General features: G+C 67.1%; 23 protein-coding genes and 4 pseudogenes. 14 read left to right on the top strand and 13 right to left on the bottom strand.

Features of this window, described 5'->3' with window-relative positions; genetic code table 11:
- The first annotated feature begins 38 nt into the window (after positions 1-38).
- From QT17_RS02230 to QT17_RS02210, 5 genes and pseudogenes are all read left to right on the top strand, one after another.
- Positions 39-437 carry a hypothetical protein gene (locus QT17_RS02230; RefSeq protein ID WP_039455777.1) on the top strand — a complete coding sequence of 133 codons (399 nt, stop codon included), beginning with the start codon at positions 39-41 and terminating at the stop codon, positions 435-437.
- Between the two features lie 2 nt (positions 438-439).
- A complete protein-coding gene (locus tag QT17_RS02225; RefSeq protein ID WP_039455775.1) occupies positions 440-3034 on the top strand; it encodes an adenylate cyclase in 2595 nt (864 codons plus the stop codon).
- Positions 3013-4745 (top strand): annotated as a pseudogene (dnaG, locus tag QT17_RS02220) (DNA primase). The gene QT17_RS02225 and the pseudogene dnaG overlap by 22 nt, the downstream one beginning before the upstream one ends.
- Before the next feature lie 51 nt (positions 4746-4796).
- Entirely contained in the window at positions 4797-5630 is an 834-nt protein-coding gene (locus QT17_RS02215; RefSeq protein WP_039454941.1) for an IS982 family transposase, read from the top strand.
- A 52-nt stretch (positions 5631-5682) separates the two neighbouring features.
- Entirely contained in the window at positions 5683-6666 is a 984-nt protein-coding gene (locus QT17_RS02210; protein WP_039455773.1) for a malate dehydrogenase, read from the top strand.
- Positions 6667-6672: 6 nt separating this feature from the next.
- Here QT17_RS02210 and QT17_RS02205 read toward each other — a convergent pair whose 3' ends face one another.
- Both QT17_RS02205 and QT17_RS02200 read right to left on the bottom strand, forming a co-directional pair.
- The gene (locus QT17_RS02205) at positions 6673-7134 is read right to left on the bottom strand and encodes a phosphoribosyltransferase (protein WP_039455771.1); all 462 of its coding nucleotides are present in this window, start codon (positions 7132-7134) and stop codon (positions 6673-6675) included.
- Entirely contained in the window at positions 7134-8351 is a 1218-nt protein-coding gene (locus QT17_RS02200) for an aspartate kinase (protein ID WP_039455769.1), read from the bottom strand. The genes QT17_RS02205 and QT17_RS02200 overlap by 1 nt, the downstream gene beginning before the upstream one ends.
- Positions 8352-8439: 88 nt before the next feature.
- On the opposite strand from QT17_RS02200, the gene QT17_RS02195 reads away from it, so the two are divergent.
- The 3 genes from QT17_RS02195 to QT17_RS02185 all read left to right on the top strand — a co-directional run bounded on the left by QT17_RS02195 (position 8440) and on the right by QT17_RS02185 (position 11504).
- Entirely contained in the window at positions 8440-9573 is a 1134-nt protein-coding gene (locus QT17_RS02195) for a class I SAM-dependent methyltransferase (protein ID WP_039455767.1), read from the top strand.
- A complete protein-coding gene (gene rpoD / locus QT17_RS02190; RefSeq protein ID WP_039455765.1) occupies positions 9570-10886 on the top strand; it encodes an RNA polymerase sigma factor RpoD in 1317 nt (438 codons plus the stop codon). Before QT17_RS02195 ends, rpoD begins: the two co-directional genes overlap by 4 nt.
- Positions 10887-10985: 99 nt before the next feature.
- Positions 10986-11504: an EamA family transporter gene (locus tag QT17_RS02185; RefSeq protein ID WP_052155143.1), complete on the top strand. Its 519-nt coding sequence runs from the start codon at positions 10986-10988 to the stop codon at positions 11502-11504.
- Here the strand turns inward: QT17_RS02185 and QT17_RS02180 are convergent.
- Positions 11488-11993: pseudogene (locus QT17_RS02180) on the bottom strand (2'-5' RNA ligase family protein). The gene QT17_RS02185 and the pseudogene QT17_RS02180 sit on opposite strands and share 17 nt — an antisense overlap.
- 134 nt (positions 11994-12127) lie before the next feature.
- On the opposite strand from QT17_RS02180, the gene QT17_RS14185 reads away from it, so the two are divergent.
- From QT17_RS14185 to ribF, 4 genes and pseudogenes are all read left to right on the top strand, one after another.
- The gene (locus QT17_RS14185; RefSeq protein WP_235283685.1) at positions 12128-12652 is read left to right on the top strand and encodes a hypothetical protein; all 525 of its coding nucleotides are present in this window, start codon (positions 12128-12130) and stop codon (positions 12650-12652) included.
- Entirely contained in the window at positions 12535-13242 is a 708-nt protein-coding gene (locus tag QT17_RS14180; protein ID WP_235283684.1) for a hypothetical protein, read from the top strand. Before QT17_RS14185 ends, QT17_RS14180 begins: the two co-directional genes overlap by 118 nt.
- Positions 13243-13299: 57 nt before the next feature.
- Positions 13300-13787, top strand: a pseudogene (locus QT17_RS13015) (NUDIX domain-containing protein).
- Positions 13765-14649, top strand: coding sequence for a riboflavin biosynthesis protein RibF (ribF, locus tag QT17_RS02160; protein WP_039455763.1), 885 nt, complete (start codon positions 13765-13767; stop codon positions 14647-14649). The pseudogene QT17_RS13015 and the gene ribF overlap by 23 nt, the downstream one beginning before the upstream one ends.
- Here the strand turns inward: ribF and gcvPB are convergent.
- The 8 genes and pseudogenes from gcvPB to QT17_RS02120 form a co-directional block, all read right to left on the bottom strand.
- Positions 14646-16069, bottom strand: a pseudogene (gene gcvPB, locus QT17_RS02155) (aminomethyl-transferring glycine dehydrogenase subunit GcvPB). The gene ribF and the pseudogene gcvPB overlap by 4 nt on opposite strands.
- A complete protein-coding gene (gene gcvPA / locus QT17_RS02150) occupies positions 16066-17382 on the bottom strand; it encodes an aminomethyl-transferring glycine dehydrogenase subunit GcvPA (RefSeq protein WP_039455760.1) in 1317 nt (438 codons plus the stop codon). Before gcvPA ends, gcvPB begins: the two are co-directional and overlap by 4 nt.
- Positions 17383-17490: 108 nt before the next feature.
- The gene (gene gcvH, locus QT17_RS02145; RefSeq protein WP_039455758.1) at positions 17491-17877 is read right to left on the bottom strand and encodes a glycine cleavage system protein GcvH; all 387 of its coding nucleotides are present in this window, start codon (positions 17875-17877) and stop codon (positions 17491-17493) included.
- 18 nt (positions 17878-17895) lie between these two features.
- A complete protein-coding gene (gene gcvT / locus QT17_RS02140) occupies positions 17896-18945 on the bottom strand; it encodes a glycine cleavage system aminomethyltransferase GcvT (protein ID WP_039455756.1) in 1050 nt (349 codons plus the stop codon).
- An 18-nt stretch (positions 18946-18963) separates the two neighbouring features.
- Positions 18964-20688, bottom strand: a complete 1725-nt coding sequence (locus QT17_RS02135) for an ATP-binding protein (protein WP_039455754.1) — start codon at positions 20686-20688, stop codon at positions 18964-18966.
- Entirely contained in the window at positions 20688-21566 is an 879-nt protein-coding gene (locus tag QT17_RS02130) for a DNA double-strand break repair nuclease NurA (protein ID WP_039455752.1), read from the bottom strand. The genes QT17_RS02135 and QT17_RS02130 overlap by 1 nt, the downstream gene beginning before the upstream one ends.
- 4 nt (positions 21567-21570) lie before the next feature.
- Positions 21571-23301 carry an NAD-dependent malic enzyme gene (locus QT17_RS02125; protein ID WP_039455750.1) on the bottom strand — a complete coding sequence of 577 codons (1731 nt, stop codon included), beginning with the start codon at positions 23299-23301 and terminating at the stop codon, positions 21571-21573.
- Positions 23302-23350: 49 nt separating this feature from the next.
- Positions 23351-23683 (bottom strand): metal-sulfur cluster assembly factor, encoded by a 333-nt coding sequence (locus QT17_RS02120; RefSeq protein ID WP_039455748.1) that lies wholly within the window; start codon positions 23681-23683, stop codon positions 23351-23353.
- Between the two features lie 174 nt (positions 23684-23857).
- On the opposite strand from QT17_RS02120, the gene QT17_RS02115 reads away from it, so the two are divergent.
- Positions 23858-24553, top strand: coding sequence for a membrane protein (locus tag QT17_RS02115; protein WP_039455746.1), 696 nt, complete (start codon positions 23858-23860; stop codon positions 24551-24553).
- Position 24554: 1 nt separating this feature from the next.
- Positions 24555-25073: a DedA family protein gene (locus tag QT17_RS02110; RefSeq protein WP_039455744.1), complete on the top strand. Its 519-nt coding sequence runs from the start codon at positions 24555-24557 to the stop codon at positions 25071-25073.
- Here QT17_RS02110 and QT17_RS02105 read toward each other — a convergent pair.
- The gene (locus QT17_RS02105; protein ID WP_039455742.1) at positions 25070-25372 is read right to left on the bottom strand and encodes a hypothetical protein; all 303 of its coding nucleotides are present in this window, start codon (positions 25370-25372) and stop codon (positions 25070-25072) included. The genes QT17_RS02110 and QT17_RS02105 overlap by 4 nt on opposite strands.
- A 5-nt stretch (positions 25373-25377) precedes the next feature.
- Positions 25378-26334: a sodium-dependent bicarbonate transport family permease gene (locus QT17_RS02100; RefSeq protein WP_039455741.1), complete on the bottom strand. Its 957-nt coding sequence runs from the start codon at positions 26332-26334 to the stop codon at positions 25378-25380.
- Positions 26335-26374 lie beyond the last annotated feature (40 nt).

The following is a 26374-nucleotide window of genomic DNA, read 5'->3' as shown; positions in this document are numbered from 1 at the left end:
GCTTCCCAGGGGCCCTTCGGGGCCCTTAAACTTTTCCCATGGCCCCGGTGGAGGAAAGCCCCGAAACCTTTTACGCCCGCTTCCGGGAACACGCCATTTTGGCCCACCTTTTCCCCGAGCCCTGGGGGAGCCCCCTCCTCGAGGCCCTGGCGGAGGGCGTCCTGGTCTACGCCTTTGACCGGGGTGCCCCCCCGGCCCCCACGGGGCCCACCCGCGTCCTCCTCCACGGGGTGGTGGCGGAGGCCAGGCCCTTGGAAGGCGCCCCCTTCCTGGAACGAAAAAAGGACCGCTACCGCCTGGGCGGGGAGGCGGTGCCCCTAGGGGAAGGGTTTTACCTCCTAAAGGCCCCCCTTCCCGTGGTGGTCCACGCCGAGGCTCCCCTGCCCCCCAAGGCCGAGGTCCTCCTCCACCCTCCCCTAATGCTCTTCCGGGAGTAGCCGTGCGCTGCGAGTGCGGGCACAAAAACCCCCCCGAGGCCCGGTTCTGCATGGCCTGCGGCCGGGCCCTGGGGGCCCTCCTGCCCGAGGAGCGGCGCTTCGTGAGCGTGGTCTTCTTTGACCTGGTGGACTCCACCCGGGGTTTCCAGGAAGGCCTAGACTCCGCCTACGCACGGCTGCAGGAGGCCCTGGAGGAAGCGGCCCGCGCCGCCCGGGCCAAGGGCGGGTTCGTCCACCGCTTTTTGGGGGACGGGATCCTGGTGCTCTTCGGGGCCCCCAGGGCCCGGGGCCTGGAGCCCTGGCGGGCCCTGGAAGCGGCCTTAGACATGGTGAAGGCCTCCCCCTTCCCCGCCCGGGCCGGGGTCGCCAGCGGGGAGGTGCTCTGGGCCCCCTTGGGAAGCGGCCAAGCGGGGGAGCCCACGGCGGTGGGTAGCCCCGTGGTCCTGGCGGAGCGGCTTTCCAAGCTGGCGGCCCCGGGGGAGGTCCTGGCGGACGCCGCCACCTTGGCCTTGGCCAAAGGGGCCCAAGCGGAGTTCTTGGGCCAGCGGGAAGCCCGGGGCCTGGGATGGGTGGCGGTGCACCGGGTAAGGAGGGTGGAAATGGCCCTGGACCCCGAGGAACAGGCCCTCCTTCAGGAACTGCACCGGGCCCTGGCCCACCCCCCCGCCCGGCTCAACCTGGTGGGCCCCCCGGGAAGCGGCAAGAGCTTTCTCTTGACCAAGTTTTTGGAAAACCCGCCCTTTCCCGTGGCCCTCCTGGAGCGCATGGGCCCGGAAACCCCCTTGCGGGCAAGCCTCCGCCAGGCGGTGGAAGGCGCCTTAGGCCACCCCGAGGCCCTTTTGGCCCAGGCGGGCCTCCCCCCCAGGCTGGCCCTGGCCTTCCGTTATAGCCTCGGCCTCGAGGCCCGCCCCTCCTGGGGCCGGGAAGAGTTGGAGCAGGCGATCCTCGAGGCTTGGAAGCAACTCCTAGCCACCCTGGGAAAACCGCTTCTTATCGTCCTAAAGGACCTCCACGCCCCCGACCCCACCTTGGAGCGCTTTCTCCACACCGAGCTTCCGGCCAACGTCTGCCTTCTGGTGGAAAGCCGCCTCCCCCTCTTCGCCCCCAGCCTGGCCCTAAGCGGCAGGAGGGCACCCCCCCTCCTCGCCCTCCAGCCCGCCCTAGACGCCTTGCCCCCAGCGGAGCGGCGGGCCCTGTTGGCCTACGGGGTCTTGGGGGAAGCCCCGGAGGCCTTGGTGAGGAAGCTGGTGGAGCCCTTCTCCAAGGCGAGGCTTCTTAAGGAAGGGCTTCTGCGAGGGGAAACCGCCCTACCCGAGGTGCGGGAAGTGGCCCTCACCCTGGTGCCCGAGGCCACGGCCAAGGCCTGGCACCAGGAGGCCGCCCACTTCCACCTGGAAGGAGGCCATCTCGCCCAGGCCGCCTCCCACCTGGCCCAAGCCGGGAAAGCCCGGGAGGCGGCGCAGATCCTCCGCTCCCTGGCCCAGGCCGCCTGGAGAAAGGGCCACCCAGAAAAGGCCCTCCCCCTCTACCAGGAGGCGATCCGGGTAGCTCCCCCCTCTTGGAGGGGCTTCTTGGAAGCGGAGCTTCGGGACGCCCACGCCTCCTTGGGCCTGGGGGAGGAGGCCCCGGGAGGCCTCAGGTCCCAAGACCCCATCCTCCAGGCCTTCCGGGAGGCCAAAGACCCCCTGGACCTCCTCCCCCTCCTCCCCGGGCTCAAGCCCTACCCCCTGGAGGAGGCCCAGGCCCGCCTCCTCCTGGCCGGGGCCCTTTGGCGCCGCTTCCAGCCCCAGCGGGCCCTGGAGGTGCTAACCCCCTTCCACTCCGCCCTACCCCCAGCCCTCCACCTCCACCGCCAAAGCCTCTTGGCGGGCCTCCTCATGGACTTGGGCCACTACGCCGAGGCGGAAGCCCTCCTCGCCCAGGAAGGGAAGGGAGACCTCGAGGCCCTCACCCGCCTCCGCGCCACCCGGATCCGCCTCCTTTTGGAAACGGGCCGCCTGCCCCAAGCCCTGGTGGAGGGGGAGGCGTGGTACCACAAAGCCCCCCATCCTTGGCTCGCCGCCGCCCTCCTAAGCGCCTGGACCCTCCGGGGCCGCTTCCGAGAGGACCTTTTCCAGGAGGCCCTAAAGCACCCGGACGGCCGGGGCCTCGCCGCCTTGGCCCTGGCCCACCACCGCTGGCAAGAGGGCCTGGACCCCGTGCCCCTCCTCAAAGAGGCCCTGCGGGAAGCCCGCCGCCTTTCCAACCCCTACGTGCACCACCTGGCCCTCACCTCCTTGGCCCTTTACCTCTGGCCCTTAGCCCCCAGGAAGGCCCAGGCCCTCTCCCAGCACCTCCTCTACCAGACCCACCGCACGGGCTTCGCCGTGCACCACGAGGTGGCGAGACTCCTAAGGGCCCAGCTCCTCCTGGAAAGCGGGGAACCCGTGGAGCACCTCCTGGGGTTCTCCCCCTCCGTCCCCTTGACCCAAGCCTGGCACGGCCTCCTGGCCGGAAAACCCCCGGGGCGGGAGCTCAGGGGATACGGTATCCTGGGGAGGTGGGTTCAGCGCCTTTGGCTTGAGCGGGGGATGGCATGGACACGGCGCAAGCGGTAGAGGCCATCAAGCGCCGCCTCTCCTTGAAGGAGGTGGTTTCCCGCTACGTGGCCCTGAAGCCCGCGGGCCGGGGGCGGTGGAAGGGCCTATGCCCCTTCCACCAGGAAAAGACCCCCTCCTTCTACGTGGACGAGGAGAAGGGCCTCTTCCACTGCTTCGGGTGCAAGGCGGGCGGGGACCTTTTCGCCTTCGTGGAGCGCATAGAGGGGTTGGACTTCCCCGCCGCCCTGGAGCGCCTGGCGGAGGAGGCCGGGGTGGAGCTTCCGCAAAAGCCCGGCACCCCGCAAAACCGCAAGGAGCTCCTCGAGGTCCTGCGCCTGGCCCAGGCCTACTTCCAAGAGGCCCTCGCCGCCTCGGAGGAGGCCAAGGGCTACCTGCAAAGCCGGGGTCTTAGCGAGGAAAGCGTGGCCCGCTTCGGCTTGGGCTACGCCCCGGCCAAGGCCGATGGCCTCCTCACCCACCTCGTGCGCCACGGGGTGAGCCCGGAAGAGGGCCTGAAGGCGGGGGTGCTGGCGGAAAAGGAGGGGCGCTTTTTTGACCGCTTCCGCCACCGCATCACCTTCCCCATCAAGGACCACCTGGGCCGCATCGTGGCCTTCACGGGGAGGGCCTTGGGGGAGGAAACCCCCAAGTACCTGAACTCCCCGGAAACCCCCCTCTTCCGCAAGCGGGAGGTCCTCTTCGCCTACCCCGAGGCCAAGGCTAGGCTCCGGGAAGGGCGGGCCATCGTGGTGGAGGGCCTTTTTGACGCCATCGCCCTGCACCAGATGGGCTTTGGGGAAACCGTGGCCGTGCTGGGCTCCGGGCTTTCCGAGGAGCAGGCCCGGCTTTTAAAAAGCCAAGAGGTGCGGGAGGTCTACCTGGCCTTTGACGCCGACGAGGCGGGGCAGAAAGCCGCCTTGCAGAGCCTGGACCTGGAGATGGCGCGGCAGTTTCTCTTCTACGCCGTGCGCCTGCCCGTGAAGGACCCCGGGGAGCTCCTCCTTTTGGAAGACGGCCCCGCCCGCTTCCAGAAGCCTTGGAAGCGGCGCTCCCGGAGGTGGAGTTCCGCTTCCAGGAGGCCGCCAAGGGCCTAGACCTCACCCGGCCGGAGCACAAGCGGAAGGTCCTCGAGGCCCTCACCCCGAGGATGCTTTCCCCCGAGCCCTTTGACCCCGTGGCCGAGCGGCTTAAGGCCCTGGTGGTGGAAAAGCTGGGCCTTTCCCCGAGGCAACTGGAGGAGTACCTGGCAAGCCGCAAACGAGGCCGGCCCGCCCCACCCCCGCCCCCCAAGGCCGAGCCCAAGGACCGGGCCCTCCTTTTGGAGCTGGACGTCATGGCCCTCCTCCTTTCCCTTCCCGAGGAGCGCTTCTTGGACTGGGTCCTCTACGTTTCCGACCACGTCTGGCCCCCCGCAGGCTCCCTCCTCGCCGAGTTTTTGGACCTGGCCCGGCGGGAACCCCGGCGGGACTACCTGAGGCAGGTGCTAAGCCGCAAGGAGGCGGGGGGGCTCTTCTTGGAAAAGCTCATGATGGCCCCACCCCTGGAAGAACCCCGCTTCCCCGAGGTCATGGAAAAGACCCTCGCCCGCCTGCGGGAGGCCTACTACCTGGAACGGCGGGCGAAACTCAAGGCCCTTCTGGCCCAGGAACCCCGGATGGAGCTCCTTAAGGAGATCCAGGAGCTGGACCAGGCCATTGAGGCGGAGCGGCGCATCTACCGGGGGCTTTAGCGTAACCCAAGTTGCTACCTATCCCCTGGATCTGAAAAAATAGTGGCCGCTATGCTTTCCCGTCTCATAGCGGCCTTTTGCATTATAGACGACGCCCTGCAAGCCATGGGCTACAAGGATGACCCCCAAGCCAAAACGCCCGCCTCCGCCATCCTCACCCTCGCCCTCCTTGCCGCCCTAGAGTTCGGCGGCAAGCACAACAAGGCCCTGGCCCTCGCCAAAGACCTCGGCCTCTTCACCCACGTCCCCTCCCCAAGCCGCTTCAACCGCAGGCTCCACGCCCTCTACCCCCTCCTTCTCCCCCTCCTCCACCTCCTGGCCCAGGTCTGGAAGCACCTCCACCAGGCCCAGGCGTATGCCTTGGACACCTTCCCCCTCCCCGCCTGCGAGAACATCCGCGCCCCCCGCTCCCGCCTCTTCCCGGACAAGGCCTACCGCGGCTTCATCCCCAGCAAGCGGGTCTACTTCCACGGCCTCAAGCTCCACCTCCTGGTGGACGACGGGAAGTTCGTCCACGAGGTGAACCTGACCCCGGGGAGCTTCCACGACCTCGCTTCGCTTCTCCTCCTTCCCCTGGACCTTCCCGAGGGGGCGGAGCTCTACCTGGACCGGGGGTACGAGAGCCATCTGTACGAGGACCTCCTCCGGGAGGCCCAGGAGGTTGTTCCCATGGTCATCCGCAGGAGGAACAGCCGGCGGTATCTCCCTTGGATGCAGTACCTGGCCATCGTGGGGCGGAGGGTGGTGGAGACGGTGGGGAGCATGCTCCATCACCTCTTCCCCAGGCGCATCCACGCCGTGACCCAGGAGGGTTTCGTCATCAAAGTTCTCACCTTCGTCCTGGCCCATAACATCAGTCTCCTGACCCAGAAGATGGCTGGGTAGCAACTTGGGTTAGCGTAAAATCCCCTTGGGCGTAAGCCCAAAGGAGGGAAGCATGAAAAGCCCTGTTCGCGTGGCGGTCACCGGCGCCGCAGGCCAGATCGGTTATAGCCTTCTCTTCCGCATCGCCGCGGGGGAGATGCTGGGCAAGGACCAGCCCATCATCCTGCAGCTTCTGGAAATCCCCCAAGCCCTGAGAGCCCTGGATGGGGTCATCATGGAGCTGGAGGACTGCGCCTTCCCGCTTTTGGCCGGGGTGGTGGCCACCGACGACCCCAAGGCGGCCTTTAAGGACGCCGACTACGCCCTCCTGGTGGGGGCGGCCCCCCGTAAGGCGGGCATGGAGCGGCGCGACCTCCTGGAGATGAACGGCAAGATCTTCACCGAGCAGGGCCGGGCCCTGGCGGAGGTGGCCAAGAAGGAGGTGAAGGTGCTGGTGGTGGGCAACCCCGCCAACACCAACGCCCTCATCGCCTACAAGAACGCCCCGGGCCTAAACCCCCGGAACTTCACCGCCATGACCCGCTTGGACCACAACCGGGCCAAGGCCCAGCTGGCCAAGAAGACGGGGGTGGCCGTGGACCGGATCCGCCGCATCGCCGTCTGGGGCAACCACTCCTCCACCATGTTCCCCGACCTCTTCCACGCCGAGGTGGACGGGAAGCCGGCCCTGGAACTCGTGGACATGGAATGGTACGAGAAGGAGTTTATCCCCACCGTGGCGGGGCGGGGTGCGGCCATCATCCAGGCCCGGGGGGCTTCCAGCGCCGCCAGCGCCGCCAACGCCGCCATTGAGCACATCCGCGACTGGGCCTTGGGCACGCCGGAGGGGGACTGGGTATCCATGGCCGTCCCCTCCCAAGGGGAGTACGGCATCCCCGAGGGCATCGTCTACTCCTTCCCCGTGACCGCCAAGGACGGGGAGTACCGCATCGTGGAGGGGCTTACCATCAACGAGTTCGCCCGCAAGCGCATGGAAATCACGGCCCAAGAGCTCCTGGACGAGATGGCGCAGGTGAAGGCCCTAGGCCTCATCTAAGGCCTTCTAAAGCCAGACCTCGGGGGCCCAGGGATAGACCACCCAGGCCCCCGTTTCCTTGGCGTAGAAATCGGGGCGGTCCGGCACCCGGTTGCGGCCCGGTTTGAAGTGGAGGGTAGCCACCACGGGCACACCCCCCGCCCTTTGGATGCGCCCCTTCACGGCGAAAGCGGTGCGCCCCGAGTCCCAGACGTCGTCCACCACCAAGACCCGCTTGCCGAAGAGGAGGGGGTCAGGGGGGAACTGGAGGAAAACGGGCTCGGGCAGGGTTTCCTCCCCCTCTTCGTAGAACATCACCGCCGCGGTGAGGATGTTGCGGATGGAAAGGGCCTGGGCCAGGAGGGCCGCGGGGATGAGGCCCCCCCGGGCGATGCCCAGGAGGAGGTCAAAGGGCTCTTCCCCAAGCTTCCCGGCCAGGAGGCGGACCAAGGCGAGAAGCTCGTCCCACGAAGGCGCCTCCCGCTCCATCAGGGCTTATCCAGTTCAAAGGCCTGGTGCACGGCGCGCAGGGCGGCCTCGGCGTACTCGGCGGGGATGATGACGGAGATGCGCACCTCGCTCGTGGCGATCATCTCAATGTTGGCCCCGGTGGAGGCCACCGCCTGGAACATCTTGGCGGGGATCTCCGGGGCCGAGGCGAGCCCCACCCCCACGATGGAAACCTTGGCGATGTCCGGCCTCAGGATAGCCTCCCCGCCAATCTCCGCCAAGACGGGCTCCAGGGCCTCGAGGGCCTCCTGGGCGAAGTCCTTCTTCACGGTGAAGGCCATTTGCTGCCGGGAAGGGTCGTGGCCGGGCACCCCTTGGATGATCATGTCCACGGCGATGCCCCGCTCCGCCAAGGCCTGGAAGACCTTGGCGGCGATGCCCGGCTGGTCGGGAATGCCGATAAGCCCGATCTGGGCGTGGTCCAGGTCCAAGGCCGCGCCCGTCACCACCTTGCCCATTTCCATGTCAACCTCCTTCACCAGGGTACCGGGGTTGTAGGAGAAGCTGGAGCGCACGTGAAGCACCACCCCGTAGCGCTTGGCGTAGTAGACGGCCCGGGGGTGGAGCACCCTGGCCCCCAGGGCCGCCATCTCCAGCATCTGGTCGTAGCCGATGACGTCCAGCTTCCGCGCCTCGGGGATTAGGTGGGGGTCGGTGGTGTAGACCCCTTCCGTGTCCGTGTAGATCTCGCACTCCTTGGCCCCCAAGGCGGCGGCGATGGCCACGGCGGTGGTGTCCGAACCGCCGCGGCCCAAGGTGGTGATCTCCCCCTCCGGGGTGGTGCCCATAAAGCCGGCGATCACCGCCACGTAGCCCCCGTCCATGGCCTCTTGGATACGCCTCGGGTCCACCTCGAGGATGCGGGCATCCCCGTAGCGGCCGTCGGTGGTGATGCCGATCTGGTGCTGGACAAACCCCTTGGCGGGGATGCCCATGGCCCAAAGCTGCATGGAAAGGAGGGCCACGGAAACCTGCTCCCCCGTGGTGGTGAGGAGGTCCAGCTCGCGAAAGGGGGGTCTCGGGTTCACCCGCTTGGCCAGGGCGATGAGCTCGTCCGTGGTGTGCCCCATGGCCGAGACCACCACCGCAAGTTTATGCCCCTTCTCCCGGTAATGGGCGATGCGCTGGGCCACCTTGTGGATGCGCTCTAGGTCGCCCACGGACGTGCCGCCGTACTTTTGAACCACCAGGGCCACGCTCGCCTCCTTCCCGCCCCAGGGGCGGTTTGAAGAGGAATACTATCACATTTGCCCTTCCTCCCCAAGCCCCGTATCCTGAAAAGACGTGAGCCTGACCCTCGAGGCCTACCACCGCCTCACCCCCCTGCCCCGGCAAGGCGGCCTTCTTTACGTGAAACCGGGCGCCCGGGGCTACCGGGACCCCGTCTACGATGCCTTGCAAAAGGCCGTGGCCCCCTTTGGGGAGCGCGCCTTGGACCTGAACCCCGGCGTGGGCTGGGCCAGCCTCCCCCTGGAAGGGCGCATGGCGGTGGAACGGCTGGAAACCTCCCGGGCCGCTTTCCGCTGCCTAGCGGCGAGCGGCCTAGGGGCTCGGCTTGCCCCCCCATGGGAGGTGGAGGAAGGCGCTTATGACCTGGTGGTCCTGGCGCTCCCCGCAGGCCGGGGGACCGCCTACGTGGAGGCCACCTTGCTGTCCGCCGCCCGGGCCTTGCGCCTTGGGGGAAGGGTCTACCTGGCGGGGGACAAGAACAAGGGCTTTGAGCGCTACTTCAAGGAGGCCAGGGCCCTTTTCGGGTACGGGGAGGTCATCCAGCGGGAAGGCCCCGTGCGGGTGGCCCTCCTGGAAAAGGAGAAGGAGGCCCCACCCCTGCCTCCCCTTTGGCGAAGCTTCCAGGCAAAGCTTCTTGGGGAAACCTTCACCTTTCACCACCTTCCCGGGGTCTTCTCCGCCGGCAAGGTGGACCCCGCCTCCATCCTGCTCCTCCAAGCCCTCCGGAACGCCCTAGGCCCGGAAGGGGTGCGGGGCAAGCGGGTGCTGGACCTGGGGGCGGGCTACGGAGCCCTCACCTTGCCCCTCGCCCAGTGGGGTGGCGAGGTGACGGCGGTGGAGGACGATCTGGTCTCGGTACTCTCCCTAAACCGGAGCTTGGCGGAAAACCACCTCCAGGCGCGAGTCCTGCACTCGGACGTGGACGAGGCCTTGACGGAAGGGGAGCAGTTTGACATCATAGTTACGAACCCCCCTTTTCACGTGGGGGGTGCGGTCATCCTGGATGTGGCCCAGGCGTTCGTGGAAGCGGCGGCGGCCCGGCTAGCGCCGGGCAGTGGGTTTTTCCTGGTGGCGAACCCCTTTCTCAAGTACGAGCCCTTGCTGGAGGAGCGCTTCGGCGCCTTCAAAACCCTCTTGGTGAGGGAGTACAAGGTGCTTTACGCCAAAAAGGAGGGAGGACGGCGTTGAAAAAGGCCAAGACCAAGAAGACGAAGGTGCAGGAGACCGAGGCCAAGGACACCCTCACCGCCTTAGAAGCCCTTCCGGAGGCGGAGGCCCCGGGGGAGGACCTCGCCGACCTCCCCGACCCCGATCCCGAGCTCTTGGAAGCCGAGGGGGACCTCGCCCTTTTGGACGAAGGGCTGGACCTGGACGCCGACCTCCTCCTCCCCGAGGCGGAGGGTGAGGAGGTTTTTGAGGAGGCGGAGGAGGAGGAACTCGTCCTTCCCAAGGTTTCCACCTCTGACCCCGTGCGCCAGTACCTGCACGAGATCGGGCAGGTGCCCCTCCTCACCCTGGAAGAGGAGATTGAGCTCGCAAGGAAGGTGGAGGAGGGCATGGAGGCCATCAAGAAGCTCTCCGAAGCCACGGGGCTGGACCAGGACCTCATCCGCGAGGTGGTGCGGGCCAAGATCCTGGGCACCGCCCGCATCCAGGAAATCCCCGGCCTCAAGGGCAGGCTGGACCCCCAAACGGTGGAGGAGGTGGATCAGAAGCTAAAAAGCCTCCCCAAGGAGCTCAAGCGCTACCTGCACATCGCCCGGGAAGGGGAGGCGGCGCGGCAACACCTCATTGAGGCCAACCTGCGCCTCGTGGTCTCCATCGCCAAGAAGTACACGGGGCGGGGCCTATCGTTCCTTGACCTCATCCAGGAGGGTAACCAAGGCCTCATCCGGGCGGTGGAGAAGTTTGAGTACAAGCGCCGCTTCAAGTTCTCCACCTACGCCACCTGGTGGATCCGGCAGGCCATCAACCGGGCCATCGCCGACCAGGCCCGCACCATCCGCATCCCGGTCCACATGGTGGAGACCATCAACAAGCTCTCCCGCACCGCAAGGCAACTGCAGCAGGAGCTGGGCCGGGAGCCCACCTACGAGGAGATCGCCGAGGCCATGGGCCCGGGCTGGGACGCCAAGCGGGTGGAGGAAACCCTTAAAATCGCCCAGGAACCCGTGTCCCTGGAAACCCCCATCGGGGACGAGAAGGATAGCTTCTACGGCGACTTCATCCCCGACGAGCACCTTCCCTCCCCCGTGGAGGCGGCGGCGCAAAGCCTCCTTTCCGAGGAGCTGGAAAAGGCCCTCTCCAAGCTCTCCGAGCGGGAGGCCATGGTCCTCAAGCTCCGCAAGGGGCTCATTGACGGCCGGGAGCACACCCTCGAGGAGGTGGGGGCCTACTTCGGCGTGACCCGGGAAAGGATCCGGCAGATTGAGAACAAGGCTCTGAGGAAGCTCAAGTACCACGAGTCCCGCACGCGGAAGCTCCGGGACTTCCTGGACTGAGCCGCCTTCCCCCCAGGCGCTGGCCCCGCCTGGGGCCTTTTTTATGGACGCCACGGGCCTCGCCTTGGGCTTCCGCCTCCTTTCCGCCCTCACCTGGGGGTGGGGGACTTTCGGGGGCGGGACGGAGGCCAAAACCGCCCGCAGGCGGTGGTCCTCTGGGCCTCCCCCCTGGGAGGGCTCCCCTTCCTGGCTTTGGCTCAGGCCCGCCAGGAGCCCTTCCGCCCCCAGGACCTGCCCTTCGCCCTTTGGGGCGGGGCTTTGGGGGTGTGGCTGGCCTCGAGGCCCGAAGGGAGAACCAAGCCCCTGGGCCCTTCTCGCCGGGCTAGGCTTAGGCGGCTTCTACGTCCACATGGACCGGGTGGAAGGCCTCCTCTGGCCCGCCGGCTCACCGCCTTCGCCCTGGTCCTCCTCTTCTTTCCCCAGCCCAAGGTCCATCTTCCCAAGGCCGTCCCTCCCTGGGTCCTCCTCGCCGCCCAGGCGGGGCGGCTGGACGTGGCCGCCTCGGTTTCCTCCTTCTACCCCGCCACCACCGTGGCCTTGGCCTGGCTCTTCTTAGGGGAGCGCCTCGGCCCTGCCCGCGCCCTGGGGGTGCTCCTAAGCCTCATCGCCTTGGGTTAAGGAGGGGAAACCGCGCCACCTCCACGAGGTCTTCCCCCTCCCGATCCTTCACCAAGGCCACCTCCTTTACCCAAAAGGAACGCCGGGGCGGGGGGGAAGCCCTTCCGCCAAGGTCTTGGCCTCCGCTTCGGAAAGCCCCAAGGCCAGGGTAATGTGGGGCAGGTAGCTCGGGCCCTCTATCTCCTTCAAGGGCGGGGCCAGGGGCTCGAGGGCGTGGTAAAGCCGGCGGAAAGGCGTGCCGCCGTAGGCCCGGAGGTAGACCACCCCCTGGGGGAAATAACCCCACCCGCCAAGCCGCAGCCGGAAGGGAGCGTGCCCCCGCAGGATGCCTTCCAAGGCGATCTTCAGGGCCTCCTCTTCATAGGGCCAATCAAAAGGTTGGCGCAGGTTCAGGTGGGGGGGGCCGAACCCCCGCACCCCGTGGTGAGCCTGCAAACCCTCCAAAAAGGCCCGCAGGTCAGGGGGCGGCCACACCAGCACCCCGTACACGCCGCCAGTATACCGGGAAGGCGAGGGCGGCCGAAGGCTTGGCCGGGTACAGGAAAAAGCCCTTTTCGGGACATATTACCCTTGACTTGTTTCATGATGGGGGTGTGAGCTAAGACCGTAGGGAGGTGGCGTGTATGAAAAAGGCCCTTTTGGCCCTCCTGGCCCTCGGTCTCATGGTGGCCTTCTCCAGCAAAGAGACCATCCAGAAGGAGTGGGAGCAAAGCGCCCACAACAACGGGGTCATGGGGTTCAAGACCCTCACCGAGGCCACGGTGGAAGCCCGTCAAGCCAACGCCGCCCACTGCGCCCGCTGCCACAGCGAGCAAGGCTTTTTGGCTTGGCTGGAGCAGCTTAAGAAAGGCAACCCTGGCAACCTGGTGGGCCCAGACGGCAAGCCGGCCACGGTGGACTACCTTAAATCCTTGGGCCTCACCAAGGACCAGGTGAGGCCCATCACCTGCAATACCTGCCACGACGAGGACGGGGACCTGCGCCTGGTCCACGACACCCCCATGCTCCCTCCGGCTTCAAGGCCACGGCGGTGGGCAACGCCGCCTTGTGCATCACCTGCCACAACTCCCGCAACGGCCGCATCACCTGGAACGCCGAGGACCCGGGCCGCTACACCTACCCCCACGCCTCCAGCCAGGGGGACGTGATCCTGGGCAAGAACGCCTACTTCGTGGACGACACCAAGGACTGGCCTAACCCCCACGCCTTCTTCACGGGGAACGCCTGTTCCACCTGCCACATGAGCCTGGCGGGCACCGGGGAGTACACGAGCCACACCTTCAAGGCCCCGGAAAACCTCTGCGCCTCCTGCCACGGGGCCAAGTACACCAAGGAGATGGTGCAGGAGAACACCGAACACCTCCTCTCCCTCCTGCGCGCCAAGGTGAACGCCAAGGTCCTGGCGGTGCGGGACCGCATCAAGACCGTGCGGGCCTACAACCCGGAAAACGCCCAGTTCACCCAGGGCGTGGCGGTGAAGGCCCCGGTGTACCGGGTGGACATCCTCTCCATCGCCGGGCAGATCGCCTTCAAGATGACCCTCACGGACGGGACGGTGCTTTATAGCCAGCTTGGGGACATCCGGGACGAGAAGGGCCAGCCCGTCTTCCTCACCAAGGACCCCGTGGTGCGGGCCGCCTGGAACTACCTCCTGATCCAAAACGACGGCTCCAAGGGCGTCCACAACCCCACCTACACCCGGGCCGTCCTTCTGGCCACGCTAAACGCCCTGCAGTAGGGGCGGCGCCAAAGCCCTGGGGGCAGGCCCCCCGGGGTTTTCCCGTACCATGGAGGCGTGAGCCGCACCTACCTCTACCGCGGGCGCATCTGAACCTGGCCCTGGAAGGGCGCTACGAGATCGTGGAGCACAAACCGGCGGTGGCCGTAATCGCCCTCCAAGAGGGCAAGATGCTCTTTGTCCGCCAGATGCGCCCCGCCATAGGCCTTGCCCCCTTGGAGATCCCGGCGGGGCTCATTGAACCCGGGGAAGATCCCCTGGCGGCGGCCCAAAGGGAGCTCGCCGAGGAAACGGGGCTCACCGGGGACCTCACCCCCCTCTTTAGCTTCTACGTCTCCCCCGGTTTCACCGACGAGAAGACCTTCGTCTTCCTGGCGGAAAACCTGAGGGAAGCCCAGGCCACCCCCGACGAGGACGAGGCCATAGAGGTGGTCTGGCTAAACCCGGAGGAAGCCTTAGCCCTGCACCGCCGGGGCGGGGCGGAGTTTTCGGCCACGGGGCTCGTGGGAGTCCTCTACTACCATGCTTTTCTCCGAGGTCGCTGACGTCCCCAAAGGGCCTAAGGTGGTGGCCGTGGGCTCCTTTGACGGGGTGCACCTGGGCCACCAGTACCTCCTGCGCCAGGCCCTGGCCGAGGCCAAGGTGCTCAAGGCACCCCTCCTCGTCTACACCTTTGATCCCCCCACCAAGGTCTTCACCCGAGGGGAGGGGTTCCTCATGGACCTCACGGAGAAGGTGGAGGCCTTGCGGGAAGTGGGGGTGGAGCTCATCCTGGCGGTGCCCTTCAACGAGGCCTTTGCCAAAAGACCGGCGGAAGCCTTTCTGGAGGACCTAAAGGCCTTGGAGGCGGTTCGCATCCACGTGGGGGAAGACTTCCGCTTCGGGCAAGGAAGGGCGGGGGGAGTGGAGGAGCTTTCCCGGGTGGCCCCCACCCGGGTGGTCCCCCTCCTCACCCTGGGAGGGGAAGCGGTGAAGTCTAGCCGCATCCGCGCCCTCCTCCAGGAGGGGAAGGTGGAGGAGGCCCGCCACCTCCTGGGCCGCCCCTACGGGGCCTACGGGGTGGTGGTGGAGGGGGAGAAGCTTGGGCGGAGGCTCGGCTTCCCCACCGCCAACCTGGCGGTGCACCCCAAGAAGGTCCTGCCCCCCGGGGTGTACGCCGTGGAGGTGGAAGGAGGCTTCGGCCGCTACAAGGGGGTGGCCAACGTGGGCACCCGGCCCACCCTGGGAGGGGAAGAAAGGCGGCTTGAGGTCCACCTCCTGGGCTTCGCCGGGGAGCTTTACGGGGAGGAGGCCCGGGTGCGCTTCCTGAAGCGCCTCCGGGAGGAAAGGCGCTTTCCCAGCCTCGAGGCCCTCAAGGCCCAGATCGCCCAGGACGTGGCCCTGGCCCGGGCCTACTTCGGGCTCTAACCCTCGTCAAAGTAGGTGAGCTTGGGGCGCTTGTTAGCCCTAAGCTCGTCCAGGCGGCGCACCGGGGTGGTGTAGGGGGCGTTTTCCAGCCACTCCTTGGGCTTCGCCAAAAGCTCCACCATGGCCTCGGCGAAGGCCTCGAGGTCTCCTTGCTCTCCGTTTCCGTGGGCTCCACCATGAGGGCCTCCTTGATGATGAGGGGGAAGTAGACCGTGGGGGGGTGGAAGCCCAGCTCCAAAAGCCCCTTGGCCAGGTCCAGGGCCCTAAAGCCCGCCGGGGGTTGGGCCACGAACTCGTGCATGCAAGGCCCATCGTAGGGGATGCGGTAGCCCTTTTCCTTAAGGAGCTCCTTGAGGTAGCGGGCGTTCAGGACGGCAAGGGCCGCCGCCCGCTTGAGCCCGGGAAGCCCCAGGGTGCGGATGTAGGCCCAGGCCCGCACCAAGGCCAGGAAGTTGCCGTAGAAGCTCTTCACCCGCCCGATGCTCTTGGGCCGGTCAAAGTCCAGGTAGTAGCCTTCCTCCCCCTTGGCCACCAGAGGGACGGGCAGGTAAGGGGCCAGGTGGGCCTTCACCCCCAAAGGGCCCGAGCCGGGCCCGCCTCCCCCGTGGGGCACGGTGAAGGTCTTGTGCAGGTTGAGGTGGACCACGTCAAAGCCCATGTCCCCGGGCCGGGCCCAGCCCAGGATGGCGTTGAGGTTGGCCCCGTCGTAGTAAAGCTGCGCCCCCGCCTCCTTGGCCAGGCGGGAGATCTCCAGGATGCGCCGCTCAAAAAGCCCCAGGGTGTTGGGGTTGGTGAGCATGATGGCGGCCACGTGGGGGCCGAGCTCCCTCTTTAGGGCCTCGAGGTCCACCTCCCCGTCGGGCCCCGAGGGCACCTCCCTCACCTGGTAGCCCGCCATGCTGGCGGTGGCGGGGTTGGAGCCGTGGGCCGAGTCCGGCACCAGCACGAGCCGGCGCGCCTTCCCCTCCCCCCGGTCCTCGTGGTAGGCGCGGATGACGAGGATCCCCGTGAGCTCCCCGTGGGCCCCGGCGGCGGGCTGAAGGGTGATGGCGTCCATGCCCGTGAGGGCCTTGAGGTACTCCCCCAGCTCCCACATGAGCGCCAGGGCCCCTTGGGCCGTCTTGGGGTCCTGGTAGGGGTGGAGGTCGGCGAAGAGGCGGGCCGCCTCCTCGTGGAGCTTGGGGTTGTACTTCATGGTGCAGCTGCCCAAGGGGTAGAAGGTGGTGTCCACCCCCACCTGGCGGCGGGAAAGCCCGGTGTAGTGCCGCACCAGGGTGAGCTCGTCCACCTCGGGAAGCCTGGGGGGCGCTTCCCGCAGGAAGGCCTTGGGGATGAGGTCTTCCGCCCGGGGCGCCTCCTTCACCAGCTTCAGGCCCCGCCTCCCCTTACGGCTCCGTTCAAAGATCAGGGGGTAACTCACGCCAACACCTCCTTTAGCGCCTCCCGCAGGGCCAAAAGGTCCTCCTCCTGGTGAAGCTCCGTGGCGGCGAAGAGGGCCAGGTTCTCCCCGTACTCCTCGGGCACGGGGGTGGCGGCGTGGAGTCCCCGCGCCGCCAAGGCCTCCCGCACCGCCCCCGGGGCCTTGGGAAGCCTGAGGGCGAACTCGTTGAAGAAGGGCTTTGGGGTGAAGGGCTCCACCCCCGGCACCTCCAACAGGAGGTCGTGGAGGCGGTGGGCCAGGGCCACGCCCCGAAGCGCCACCTCCCTAAGCCCCTCGGGCCCCAGGGCTGCCAGGTACATGGCCCCCATGAGGGCGGTGAGCTGGGCGTTGGTGGTGATGTTGCTCTTGGCCTTGGCCCGCCTTATGTACTGCTCCCGGGCCTGCAGGGTGAGGATGAAGCCCCGCTTGCCCTCGGCGTCCACGGTCTCGGACACAAGGCGCCCCGGGAGCTGGCGCACGAAGGCCTTCTTGGTGGCCAGGTAGCCGAAATGGGGGCCGCCAAAGCCCATGGGCAGGCCCAGGCTCTGCCCGTCCCCCACGGCGATGTCCGCCCCGTAGGCCCCGGGGGGCTTGAGCACCCCCAAGGAGAGGGGGTCCGCCACCGCCACGAAAAGCGCCCCCGCCCGGTGGGCCGCCTCCGCCAAGGGGGCGAGGTCCTCCAAGGCCCCCAGGTAGTTGGGGTTCTGGCCCACCACCGCCCCCACCCCCTCGGGCACGGGAAAGGAGGGGGTGCGCCCCCCTTCCAGGGGAAGCACCTTAAGCTCCGCCCCCACCGCCTCCAGATAGGCCTTCAGGACCGCCCGGTACTCGGGGTGGACCCCGTGGGAGATCAAGACGCTCATCCGCCCCGTCTCCCGAAGGGCCAGCAAGACGCCTTCCGCCAGGGCGGTGGCGCCGTCGTACATGGAGGCGTTGGCCACCTCGAGGCCCGTGAGCTCGGCGATCATGGTCTGATACTCAAAGGTGGCCTGCAGGACCCCTTGGCTCACCTCGGGCTGGTAGGGGGTGTAGGCGGTGAGGAACTCCCCCCGGCTCGCCAGCGCCTGGACCACGGGGGGGGCGTGGTGGCTCCGGATCCCCCCGCCCAGAAAAGCCTTGCGGGCGGGCCTGTTCCTCTCGGCAAGCCGCCCAAGCTCCTCCAGAACCGCCCACTCCGGCAAGGGCTCGGGCAGGGCGATCTCGGGGTTTAGGATCTCTTCGGGCAGGTGGCGGAAGAGGTCCTCCAGGCTTTCCGCCCCCACCCGTCTGAGCATCTCCTGGATTTCCGCCTCGGTATGGGGCGTGTAGTCCATAGGTCCATCCTTAACCAAAGCCCCCGGGCCATTTGACCCGGGGCCACAGAGGAGCATGCCCCCCCGCCTAAACCCGTGCGGGAAAGGGCCGCCCTCGGGAAAGCCATATCAAGCCTCGCTCTCCAAAGCCTCCTGGTAGCCGTCGGCGTCCAGGAGGTCGTCCAGGTGCGTCATGTCCAGGGGACGGAGGCGGAAGATCCAGCCCTCCCCATAGGGGTCCTGGTTGATGAGCTCCGGGGTTTTCTCCAGGGCCAGGTTCACCTCCACCACCTCCCCGGCCACGGGAGCGTAGATGTCGGAGGCGGTCTTCACGCTCTCCACCACCGCCACCGCCTCGCCCTTCTCCACCTTGCGCCCCACCTCGGGAAGCTCCACGTAGACCACGTCCCCCAAGGCGTCTTGGGCGTAGTCGGTGATGCCCACCAGCACCGTGTCCCCTTCGGGCAGGGCCCACTCGTGGGTCTTGGTGTAAAAGCGGTCCTTGGGTATGTCCATAGCGCCTCCTAACCCCCGCTATTTTAGCGGCACAAAGGGCAAGGGGCTAAGGGAAGCCCGTACCGGTTTGCCCCGCACCGCCACGAAGAAGGGCTCCTCCACCCCCTCCTCCACGTAGGCCAGGGCGATGCCCTTCTCCAGAAGGGGGGAATAGCCCCCGCTGGTCACCCGGCCCACCGGCCTCTCCCCGGAAAGGACCGGGTAGCCTTCCCGGGGGATGCCCGTCTCCAGCACCAGGCCCACGAGCTTTTCCCGGCAAGGGGCGGCCAGCATGGCCTCCTTGCCGAAGAAGTCCTTCTCCTTCTTCACCACCCAGGCCCAGGGGGTACAGAGGGGGTTGGTGGTGTCGGTGAGCTCGTGGCCGTAAAGGGGAAAGCCGGCCTCGAGCCTAAGGGTGTCCCGGGCTCCAAGGCCACAGGGCTTCGCCCCCCTTTCCACCAAGGCCAGGAACACCGCCTCGGCGTCCTCCGGGGCGAGGAAGAGCTCAAACCCGTCCTCCCCGGTGTACCCGGTGCGGGCGAGGAGGGCGGGGCGTCCCGCCACCTGGGCCCGGAACACGTCGTTTTTTCTCCTCTGGGAAAGGTCCTCCTCGGTAAGCCCCTGCAGGAGGCTTGCCGCCTTTGGGCCCTGGAGGGCGAGGAGGGCGGTGGCCTCGGAGCGGTCTACGAGCTCCACCCGAAAGCCTTCCGCCAGGGCCTTAAGGTGGGCGAAGTCCTTGGCGATGTTGGCGGCGTTCACCACCATGAGGTACTCCACCTCCCCCAGGCGGTAGAGGTAGATGTCGTCCACCACCCCGCCCCTTTCGTTCGGGAGCATGGAGTACTGGGCCCTTCCCACCTTGAGCCGGGCGGCGTCGTTTGCCGTGGCCCACTGGAGGAAGGCCAATGCCTCCTCCCCCCGCACCCAGAACTCCCCCATGTGGCTCACGTCAAAAAGCCCCGCTCCCCGGCGCACCGCCAGGTGCTCCTCCACGATGGAGGTGTACTGCAGGGGAAGGGCGAAGCCAGCAAACTCCACCATGCGCCCGCCCAGGCGCAGGTGGGCCTCGTAAAGGGGGGTACGCTTCATACCAACGCCATGCTACCCCTAAAAGAGTTCCCGCCTTAGGGCCTCGGCGGAGTTGTCCTCCAAGACCTCCTCCCGCTTGGTGGCCCAAGCCGGGAAGGGGAAGCGCACCAAAAGGGGCACGGGGATCTCCGGCTGCTGGAGGATCACCGCCCCCTGGGGCAGGATGAGGGCCCTTTGGCGGAAGGAGGTGGGAAGGAAGCGGTACTCGGGGCGCTCCGCCTCGGCGGCGTCCAAGCGGCCCACCACCCGGATGGCGGCATTGGCCACCACCCGGCGCTCCACCTCGCTCGCCGTCTGCTCCGCCCCGATGAGGATGACGCCCAAGGAGCGGCCCCGCTCGGCGATGTCCAAGAGCACGTCCTTGATGGGGCCCTCCTCGTCCCGGGGGGCGTACTTGTTGAGCTCGTCCAGGACGATGAAGACCCGGCCCCGGTACTGCCCCCGCTCCTTCCGCTCAAAGACGTCTTTAAGGAGGCTTCCCACCACGAACATCTGCGCCTGGGGGGAAAGCTTGGCCAGGTCCACCACGTGGACCTGCTCCCCCTGCAGGGGGTCTGGGGGGTTGCCGAGGCGGTCGCCCCGGATGAGGTGGGCCACGTTCTCCACGCTGGCCCGAAGCCGCCTGATGAAGGCCTCGAGGGTCCCCCGGGCCTGCCTTGCGGTCCAGCTCCGGTCCCCTTCCCCCTCCCCCGTTTCCGGCCCCAGGAGCTTGTACTCCAGGTAGCGCACCAGCTCGGCGAAGCTCTTCAGGCGCACCTTGCCCAGGGCGTCAAAGGTGATCCCCTCGGGCAGGTCCTCCTTGGTCCAGTCCTCCACCAGGAGGTGGGGGCCCCTCTGCCCCTCGGCGAGCCGCCGGAGCTTTTCCGTGAGGTGCTGCACCAAAAAGCCCAGGTTGGTCATAAAGCCCCGGTCGGCGAAGAGGAAGGGGAGAAGCCCCCTTTGGCAGAACTGGACCAGGTCGTAGTGGTAGGCCCGCACGCCCTCGAGGCGGGTCTCCACGTCGGGCACGTACCCGTCCTTCTTGGGCGGGGCCAAGAAGGCCACGCTCCCGAAGGGGGTGGCGGGCAGGCCCAGGGCCTGGTACGCCTGCCGGGCCTCCTCCGTGAGGCGGGCGTTGGGCTTGTCCAGGAAGAAGAGGTCCTCCCCCTTGACGTTAAAGAGGAGCACCTTGGCCTGGTGGGCGTCCTCCAGGACCCCGCTTTCCAAGAGGCTCTTGAGGAGGAAGGTGGCGTAGCTGGTCTTGGCCGCCACCCCGCTGATGCCGGAGATGTTCACGTGCCCGCCCTTCACCCCGTTCAAAAACTCCAGGTTCAGGTAGGCCACCTCCCCGTTCTTGAGGAGGCCGGCGGGAAGCTTGGTGCTTCCCCTTTGGTTCTTCATGGCCTCGTAGTAAAGGGCGAGCTCCAGGTCCTCCCCCTCCGCCAGGTAAACGGGGGAGCCGGGGTCGGGGGGGAAGAACTCCTCGGGGAGGATCCGGGTCACGCTCACGTGGGCCACGTAGGCCAGGCTCACGGGGATCTGGCCCCGGGTGGCCAGGAAGATGTCCGTATCGTACGTTTCCCCCTCGTGCACCTTGGCCACGTGGTCCACCATGCCGAAGTAGCGCACCTTGCCCACCTTGGGGTGGAAGCCCTCCACCACCACCAGATCGTCCAGCCTGAGAAGGCCTTCCCCCTCCACCCCCACCCAGAAGGAGAGGGGGGTGGCCTCCCGGCTTCCCAACACCACGCCGATCCGCTCCATCAGCCACCTCCCAGGTGCCGGGCCAGAAACCTTGCCACCACCTCGCGCCTTCCCATCCTCCGGCCAAGCTCCCTTTCCAAGCCCCCCACGGGGGTGAGGTTCTGGGGCGCCCGGGGGTCCTTGACGGGGTGGGAGGCCAGGGCGGGAAAAAGGCTTACGGAAAGAGCGGCAAGCCTCTCATAGGAGCCCTCCAAAGGGGTTTCCAAGCGCAAAAGCCCCGCCTCCGGGGGCCTCACCCCTTCCGGGGGCAAGGGCAGGCGCAAATACCAACTGGCGAGCTCCAATCCCTTGCGCCGGATGCGGAAGAGGGGGCTTCTTTCCCCAGGGGCAAGCCTATGCAGGAGGGCCTCCTTTTCCGGGGGCAGGTAGCGGGCCCAGTGGGTCTTGATGTAGCCCAGGATAGGTGCCTCCCGCCTAAGGCGCACGGGACCATCCACCACCAAAAGCCCCCCGGAAAGTCCCGAGGCAACCTCCGCTTCCAGGTTGGCCCTGGCCCGCCGCAAGCCCTCCTGGAGGGCGTAGATCCCCTCCCCCTCCACGGGGAAGGGCTCGTAAAGGAGTTCCCCCGCCCTTAAGGCCTCGGAAAGCCCCACCCCCACCCGGCGCACCAGGGGGGGAAGAAGCCGCATCCTCCCCCCCTCAAAGACCACGGCCCCCGCGGCCACACACCCCAGAAGGGCCAGTCGCCTCCCCTCCGCCACCAGCCCCTCCGCCCGCTCCTTCCCGTCCAGGAAGTAAAGGGGCTCGGGCCAGGGCAGGGGCGCACCTCCCTTGGGTTCCCAAGACTCCTCCAGGGGCCAGAACCCTTCGGGCTCCGGCCCCTCGGGCAAAAGCTCCTGGGCCTGGGGAAGCTCCAAAGCGTAAAGCCGCCAGGCCATGCCCCTAGATTACCGGGGCGGGGCGGTAAGGGAGGTACCTGGGCTCCCAGAAGCGGCTTTGCACGAAGGCGAAAAGCTCCTCCAGGGAAAGCCCCTGGATCCGCTCCTCCTCCGCCACCCCCTCCTCCAGGGCCTTCCGCATGACCCGGGCGGCCACGTAGGGGGAAACCTCCCTTAGGTGGCGCACCGGGGGGTAGAGGAGGTCGGGAAAGCGCTCTTGGGTGAAGTCGTAGAGGGCGTAGGCGGCCTCGAGGACCATCCCGTCCGTCACCTCCCGGGCCCGGGAGAGGACGGCTCCCAGGCCGAGCCCGGGGAAGATAAAGGCGTTGTTCCCCTGGCCCACGGGGATGGTCCGGCCCATGTACCCCACGGGGGGGAAGGGACTCCCCGCCGCCACCAAGGCCCTCCCCTCCGTCCAGTAGATAAGGTCATCGGGCAAGGCCTCGCTGGCGGAGGTGGGGTTGGAAAGGGGGAAGATCACGGGGCGGGGGGTGTTTTCCAGCATGGCCCGCGCCACCGGCTCGGTGAAGCTCCCCCCCTGCCCGGAAAGGCCCAAAAGCACCGTGGCCCGAGCGTTTTGAATGGTCTCCAAGAGGTTAGGGTACTCGCCCGCAAAGCGCCAACCATTAAGGCGCTCCCGCTTCTGGGCGAAGGGCCGCTTGTAGGCCTCCATGTTCCGCCCTTCCAGCAAAAGCCCCCGGGAGTCCAGGACCAGGACCCGGGCCTTGGCCTCCGCCTCGCTCAGGCCCTCCCGCTTCATTCCCTCCACCAAGGCCCAGGCCACGCCGATCCCCCCGGCCCCCGCCCCGTAGACCACCACCACCTGATCGGAAAGCCTTTCCCCCTTCATGCGGCAGGCGGAGAGGACCCCGGCAAGGGCCACGGCCCCCGTGCCCTGGATGTCGTCGTTGAAGGAGGGAACCACCTTGCGGTAGCGCTCCAGCACGCTAAAGGCCGCCTCTTTGGCGAAGTCCTCCCACTGGATGAGGGCCTTGGGGTAGCGCTTCTTGACCGCCTCCACGAAGCGGTCCAGGAACTGGTAGTAGGCTTCGCCCCGTAAGCGCTTGTGCCGCACCCCGAGGTATAGGGGGTCATTTAGGAGGTCCTCCCGGTCCGTGCCCACATCCAGCTCCACGGGCAGGGTCTTGTCGGGCCCCACCCCTCCTGCGGCGGTGTAGAGGGTGAGCTTGCCGATGCTGATGGCCATCCCGCCAAAGCCCTGGTCCCCGATGCCCAGGATGGCGGAAGAGTCCGTGGCCACGATGAGGCGCACCTCCTCCAGGGGCACGTTCCCCAAGGCCTCCTCAATGCGGTCAATGTTCTTGGTGCTGGCGGTAAAGCCACGGGGGTAGCGGTAGATGTGGGAAAACTCCCGCACCGCCTCCCCCACGGTGGGGGTGTAGAGGATGGGGAGCATCTCCTCCAGGTGGTCCACCACCAGGGCGTAGAAGAGGACCTCGTTGCGGTCCTGGAGGTGGCGCAGGTAGATGTGCTTGTCCAAAGGAGAGGCGATGAGGCGGTAGCGGCGGTAGACCCTTTCCTTTTGCTCCTCCAGGGTGTTCACGTGGGGAGGCAGAAGGCCCTCTAAGCCCAAAGCGCGCCTTTCCTCCTCGGTGAAGGCGGTGCCCTTGTTGAGGAGGGGAAGCCTTAAGAGCAAAAAGCCCGTGACGTAAGGCTCTAAGTAGCGCTCGCCTTTTTCATCCCGCTTGACGTCGTAATAGCGGCTAACCGCCATGCCCCTATTTTTCCACCTCGCCCGACCAAAAGGGCGAGGCGGGGGCTCCCTAGACGTTGAAGCCGAACATGCGCATCATGCGCTTTCCCTCCTCCGTCATGCGGGCTGGGGTCCAGGGCGGGGTCCAGACGAACTCCACGTTCACCCCCTGCACCCCGGGCAGGCGCATGACCGCCATCTCCGCGTCCGCCTTCACCACGTCCTGGGCGGGGCAACCGATGGCGGTGAGGGTCATGGTGATGTCCACCACGCCGTTCTCGTGGACTTCCACGTCGTAGACGAGGCCCAGGTCCACGATGTTCACCGGGATCTCGGGATCGTAGACCACCTTGAGGGCCTCGAGGACCTGCTCCTTGGTGGGCAGCGTGGCCTCGGTTTCCATGCCCTTCAGTATACCCGGAAAACCCCAGCGCCTTTTGCTATAATGCCCCCTGGTTGGGGAGTAGCCCCAAGCCGGCACCCCGTCAGGACGGGTCTTAGGCCCCGGGGGCCGGGGGCAGGAAGCCCGGGCAAGACCACCGCCTTGCGCGGTGGTCTTTCTTTGTGGAGGTGAGGCATGGAGGCCAGCGTCCTTTCGGTGATCCTCATCCTGGTGGCCCTGGAGGTGATCCTCTCCGCGGACAACGCCCTGATCCTCGGGGTTATGGTGCAGAAACTGCCCGTCCACCTCAGGCGGAAGGCCCTCTTCTACGGCATCCTGGGCGCCTACGTCCTAAGGGGCCTCGCCCTCCTCTTCGCCACCTTGGTCATCAAGCTCTGGTGGGTGCAGGCCCTGGGGGCGGCCTACCTCCTCTTCATCGCCCTCAAGCACTTCCTCAAGCCCGAGGAGGCCCACGCCCCGCCCCCCCTAGAGGTGAGCGCCGCCCACTTCTGGAAGGTGGTGGCCCAGGTGGAGCTCATGGACCTGGCCTTCGCCGTGGACTCGGTGCTGGTGGCCGTGGCCCTCTCCGACAAGCTTTGGGTCATCTACACCGGGGTCTTCCTGGGCATCCTGGCCCTTAGGATGCTGGCGAGCCTGGTGGTCACCCTCCTGGACCGCTACCCCCGGTTCAAGCACCTGGCCTACGTGGTGGTGGGCCTCGCCGGGGTGAAGCTCCTTGTGGGCGGTTGGGACAAGCTGGCCAAGGAGGTCCTCCACCGCCCCGAGCTCGCCCTTGGCTTGGACAAGGGGGCTTTTAGCCTCCTCATCCTGGGCGTCCTCCTTTTGGGAAGCCTGTGGGCCCTACGGAAGCCCGCGGAACGTCCCGCCTGAGATGTGGGCCTACCTCGCTCCTGCCCTTATCCTCTTTTTTGAGGTGGGCTTTCCCTTTGGCCTCTTTGTCCCCGGCGGCGACACCCTCCTCCTCGCCCTGGGGGTGTTGGCGGGGGAAGGGCGGCTTGGCCTTTTTCCCCTCCTTCCCCTCCTCTTCCTGGGGAGCTTCCTGGGCCACGGGGTGGGTTACGCTTTGGGCCGAGCCCTGGGCAAAAGGGTGCGCGGGCGCCTTTCCGAGGTACTGCTCACGCGGGCTGAAGGGCTCCTCCACCGCTACGGCCCCACAGCCCTCCTCCTCGCCCCCTTCCTCCCGGGGGTGCGGACCGCCTTACCCCTCCTTCTAGGAGCCCTAGCCTTCCCCCTTGCCCCCTACTTCCTCTTCGCCGCCCTGGGGAGCCTCCTTTGGACCCATGGCCTGGTGCTTTTCGCCTACTTCCTGGGCCAAAGGGTCTCCCCTTGGCTCCTCTGGCCGGTCCTCCTTCTCCTAGCCCTTCTACCCCTCCTGCGCCGAGGCCGCTAGACGTACTTCTCCCCCCGCACCACGAAGACGTTTTCCACGTAGGCGATCACGGCGTAGTGGGGGAAGTACGCCTCCTGCAGGCGCTCCAGGATCTTCAGGGCCACCTCCTCGCTCACGATGGTCTCCAGGCGGATGTTCTGCCCCTCCCAGTCCACGCTCCGCATCCCGCGGGAACCCTCCCCCCGGGCGGGAACGATGGTGTAGCCCTTGGCCCCAAGCCGCTTGATCTCCTCCACCAGCCTCCTCTCCAAAAGGCTTTCCGCCACGATGGTCAACAGCTTCAAGGGCACCAGGTTCACCGGCCTCACCCCCCGATCGCCTTGGCCAAGGCGTGGTAGATGGGTATCCCCAAGATCAGGTTAAAGGGGAAGGTGACGGCGAGGCTCGCCGTGAGGTACAAACTGGGGTTCGCCTCGGGCAAGGCGATGCGCACGGCGGCGGGGGCGGCGATGTAGCTGGCGCTGGCGCTCATAGCCCCAAGCACCGCAGCACCCCCCACGCTAAGCCCCGCCTTCAGGCCCAGGTAAACCCCCAAAACCCCGTGGAAAAGGGCTAGGCCCACACCAAAGAGGACCAGCCTAAACCCCACCTGGCGCAGCACGGAAAGCCTCGAGGCCGCCACCATCCCCAGGTCCAGGAGGAAAAGGGTGAGAACCCCCTGGTAGGGGTCAACGAAAAAGGATTTGACCCGCTCCATCCCCGCCTCTCCCGAAAGGAGCCCGATCAGAAGCCCCCCCAGCATCAAGACCACGCTCTTTCCGGTCAAAACCTCGTGGAGCGCTTCAGAAAGCCGGCCGCTCTGCCGTTTGCCCAGGAGGAGGGCCACCACGATCCCTGGCACCTCCAACAAGGCCACCAGAGTGGGCATGAAACCCTCCGCAGTGTGCCCCACGGCCTGGACGAAGGTGAGGGCGGCAAGGAAGGTCACGGCGGAAACCGAGCCGTAGTGGGCGGCCAAGGCGGCGGCGTCCTGTCGGCTCACCCCCAGGAAACGCCGGGCAAGGAAATAGGCGGGGAAGGGTCTAAAAAGCCCCAGGGCTAGGGTGAAAAGGGCCGGGAGGAGGACCACGGCCAAAGGGGTGTGGGCGAGCTCTACCCCCCCCTTAAAGCCGATGGCAAAAAGGAGATAAATGGAAATGGCGGTGTAAAGCGCCTCGGGAAAGGCGAGGTCGCTCTTGAGAAGCCGGGCGGCCATTCCCAGAAAGTAGGCCAAAACCATAGGGGAAAGGAAGTTAAGCCTCAGGAGTTCCAAAGCGTCCATACCCCCAAGCTTTACTACGGGAAGAAGGGCTTTTACAATC

Origin of the sequence: Thermus sp. 2.9 (assembly GCF_000794385.1) — a bacterium.
Taxonomy (GTDB): domain Bacteria; phylum Deinococcota; class Deinococci; order Deinococcales; family Thermaceae; genus Thermus; species Thermus thalpophilus.
This window is presented reverse-complemented; position numbering and strand designations above follow the sequence as displayed.

Bases quoted from the DNA above. Each gene is read 5' to 3' on its own strand.
- QT17_RS02230 (WP_039455777.1), top strand. From the start codon at position 39: ATGGCCCCGGTGGAGGAAAGCCCCGAAACCTTTTACGCCCGCTTCCGG.
- QT17_RS02215 (WP_039454941.1), top strand. From the start codon at position 4,797: ATGCTTTCCCGTCTCATAGCGGCCTTTTGCATTATAGACGACGCCCTG.
- QT17_RS02210 (WP_039455773.1), top strand. From the start codon at position 5,683: ATGAAAAGCCCTGTTCGCGTGGCGGTCACCGGCGCCGCAGGCCAGATC.
- QT17_RS02205 (WP_039455771.1), bottom strand. From the start codon at position 7,134: ATGGAGCGGGAGGCGCCTTCGTGGGACGAGCTTCTCGCCTTGGTCCGC.
- QT17_RS14185 (WP_235283685.1), top strand. From the start codon at position 12,128: ATGAAAAAGGCCCTTTTGGCCCTCCTGGCCCTCGGTCTCATGGTGGCC.
- ribF (WP_039455763.1), top strand. From the start codon at position 13,765: ATGCTTTTCTCCGAGGTCGCTGACGTCCCCAAAGGGCCTAAGGTGGTG.
- gcvPA (WP_039455760.1), bottom strand. From the start codon at position 17,382: ATGGACTACACGCCCCATACCGAGGCGGAAATCCAGGAGATGCTCAGA.
- gcvH (WP_039455758.1), bottom strand. From the start codon at position 17,877: ATGGACATACCCAAGGACCGCTTTTACACCAAGACCCACGAGTGGGCC.
- gcvT (WP_039455756.1), bottom strand. From the start codon at position 18,945: ATGAAGCGTACCCCCCTTTACGAGGCCCACCTGCGCCTGGGCGGGCGC.
- QT17_RS02135 (WP_039455754.1), bottom strand. From the start codon at position 20,688: ATGGAGCGGATCGGCGTGGTGTTGGGAAGCCGGGAGGCCACCCCCCTC.
- QT17_RS02130 (WP_039455752.1), bottom strand. From the start codon at position 21,566: ATGGCCTGGCGGCTTTACGCTTTGGAGCTTCCCCAGGCCCAGGAGCTT.
- QT17_RS02125 (WP_039455750.1), bottom strand. From the start codon at position 23,301: ATGGCGGTTAGCCGCTATTACGACGTCAAGCGGGATGAAAAAGGCGAG.
- QT17_RS02120 (WP_039455748.1), bottom strand. From the start codon at position 23,683: ATGGAAACCGAGGCCACGCTGCCCACCAAGGAGCAGGTCCTCGAGGCC.
- QT17_RS02115 (WP_039455746.1), top strand. From the start codon at position 23,858: ATGGAGGCCAGCGTCCTTTCGGTGATCCTCATCCTGGTGGCCCTGGAG.
- QT17_RS02110 (WP_039455744.1), top strand. From the start codon at position 24,555: ATGTGGGCCTACCTCGCTCCTGCCCTTATCCTCTTTTTTGAGGTGGGC.
- QT17_RS02100 (WP_039455741.1), bottom strand. From the start codon at position 26,334: ATGGACGCTTTGGAACTCCTGAGGCTTAACTTCCTTTCCCCTATGGTT.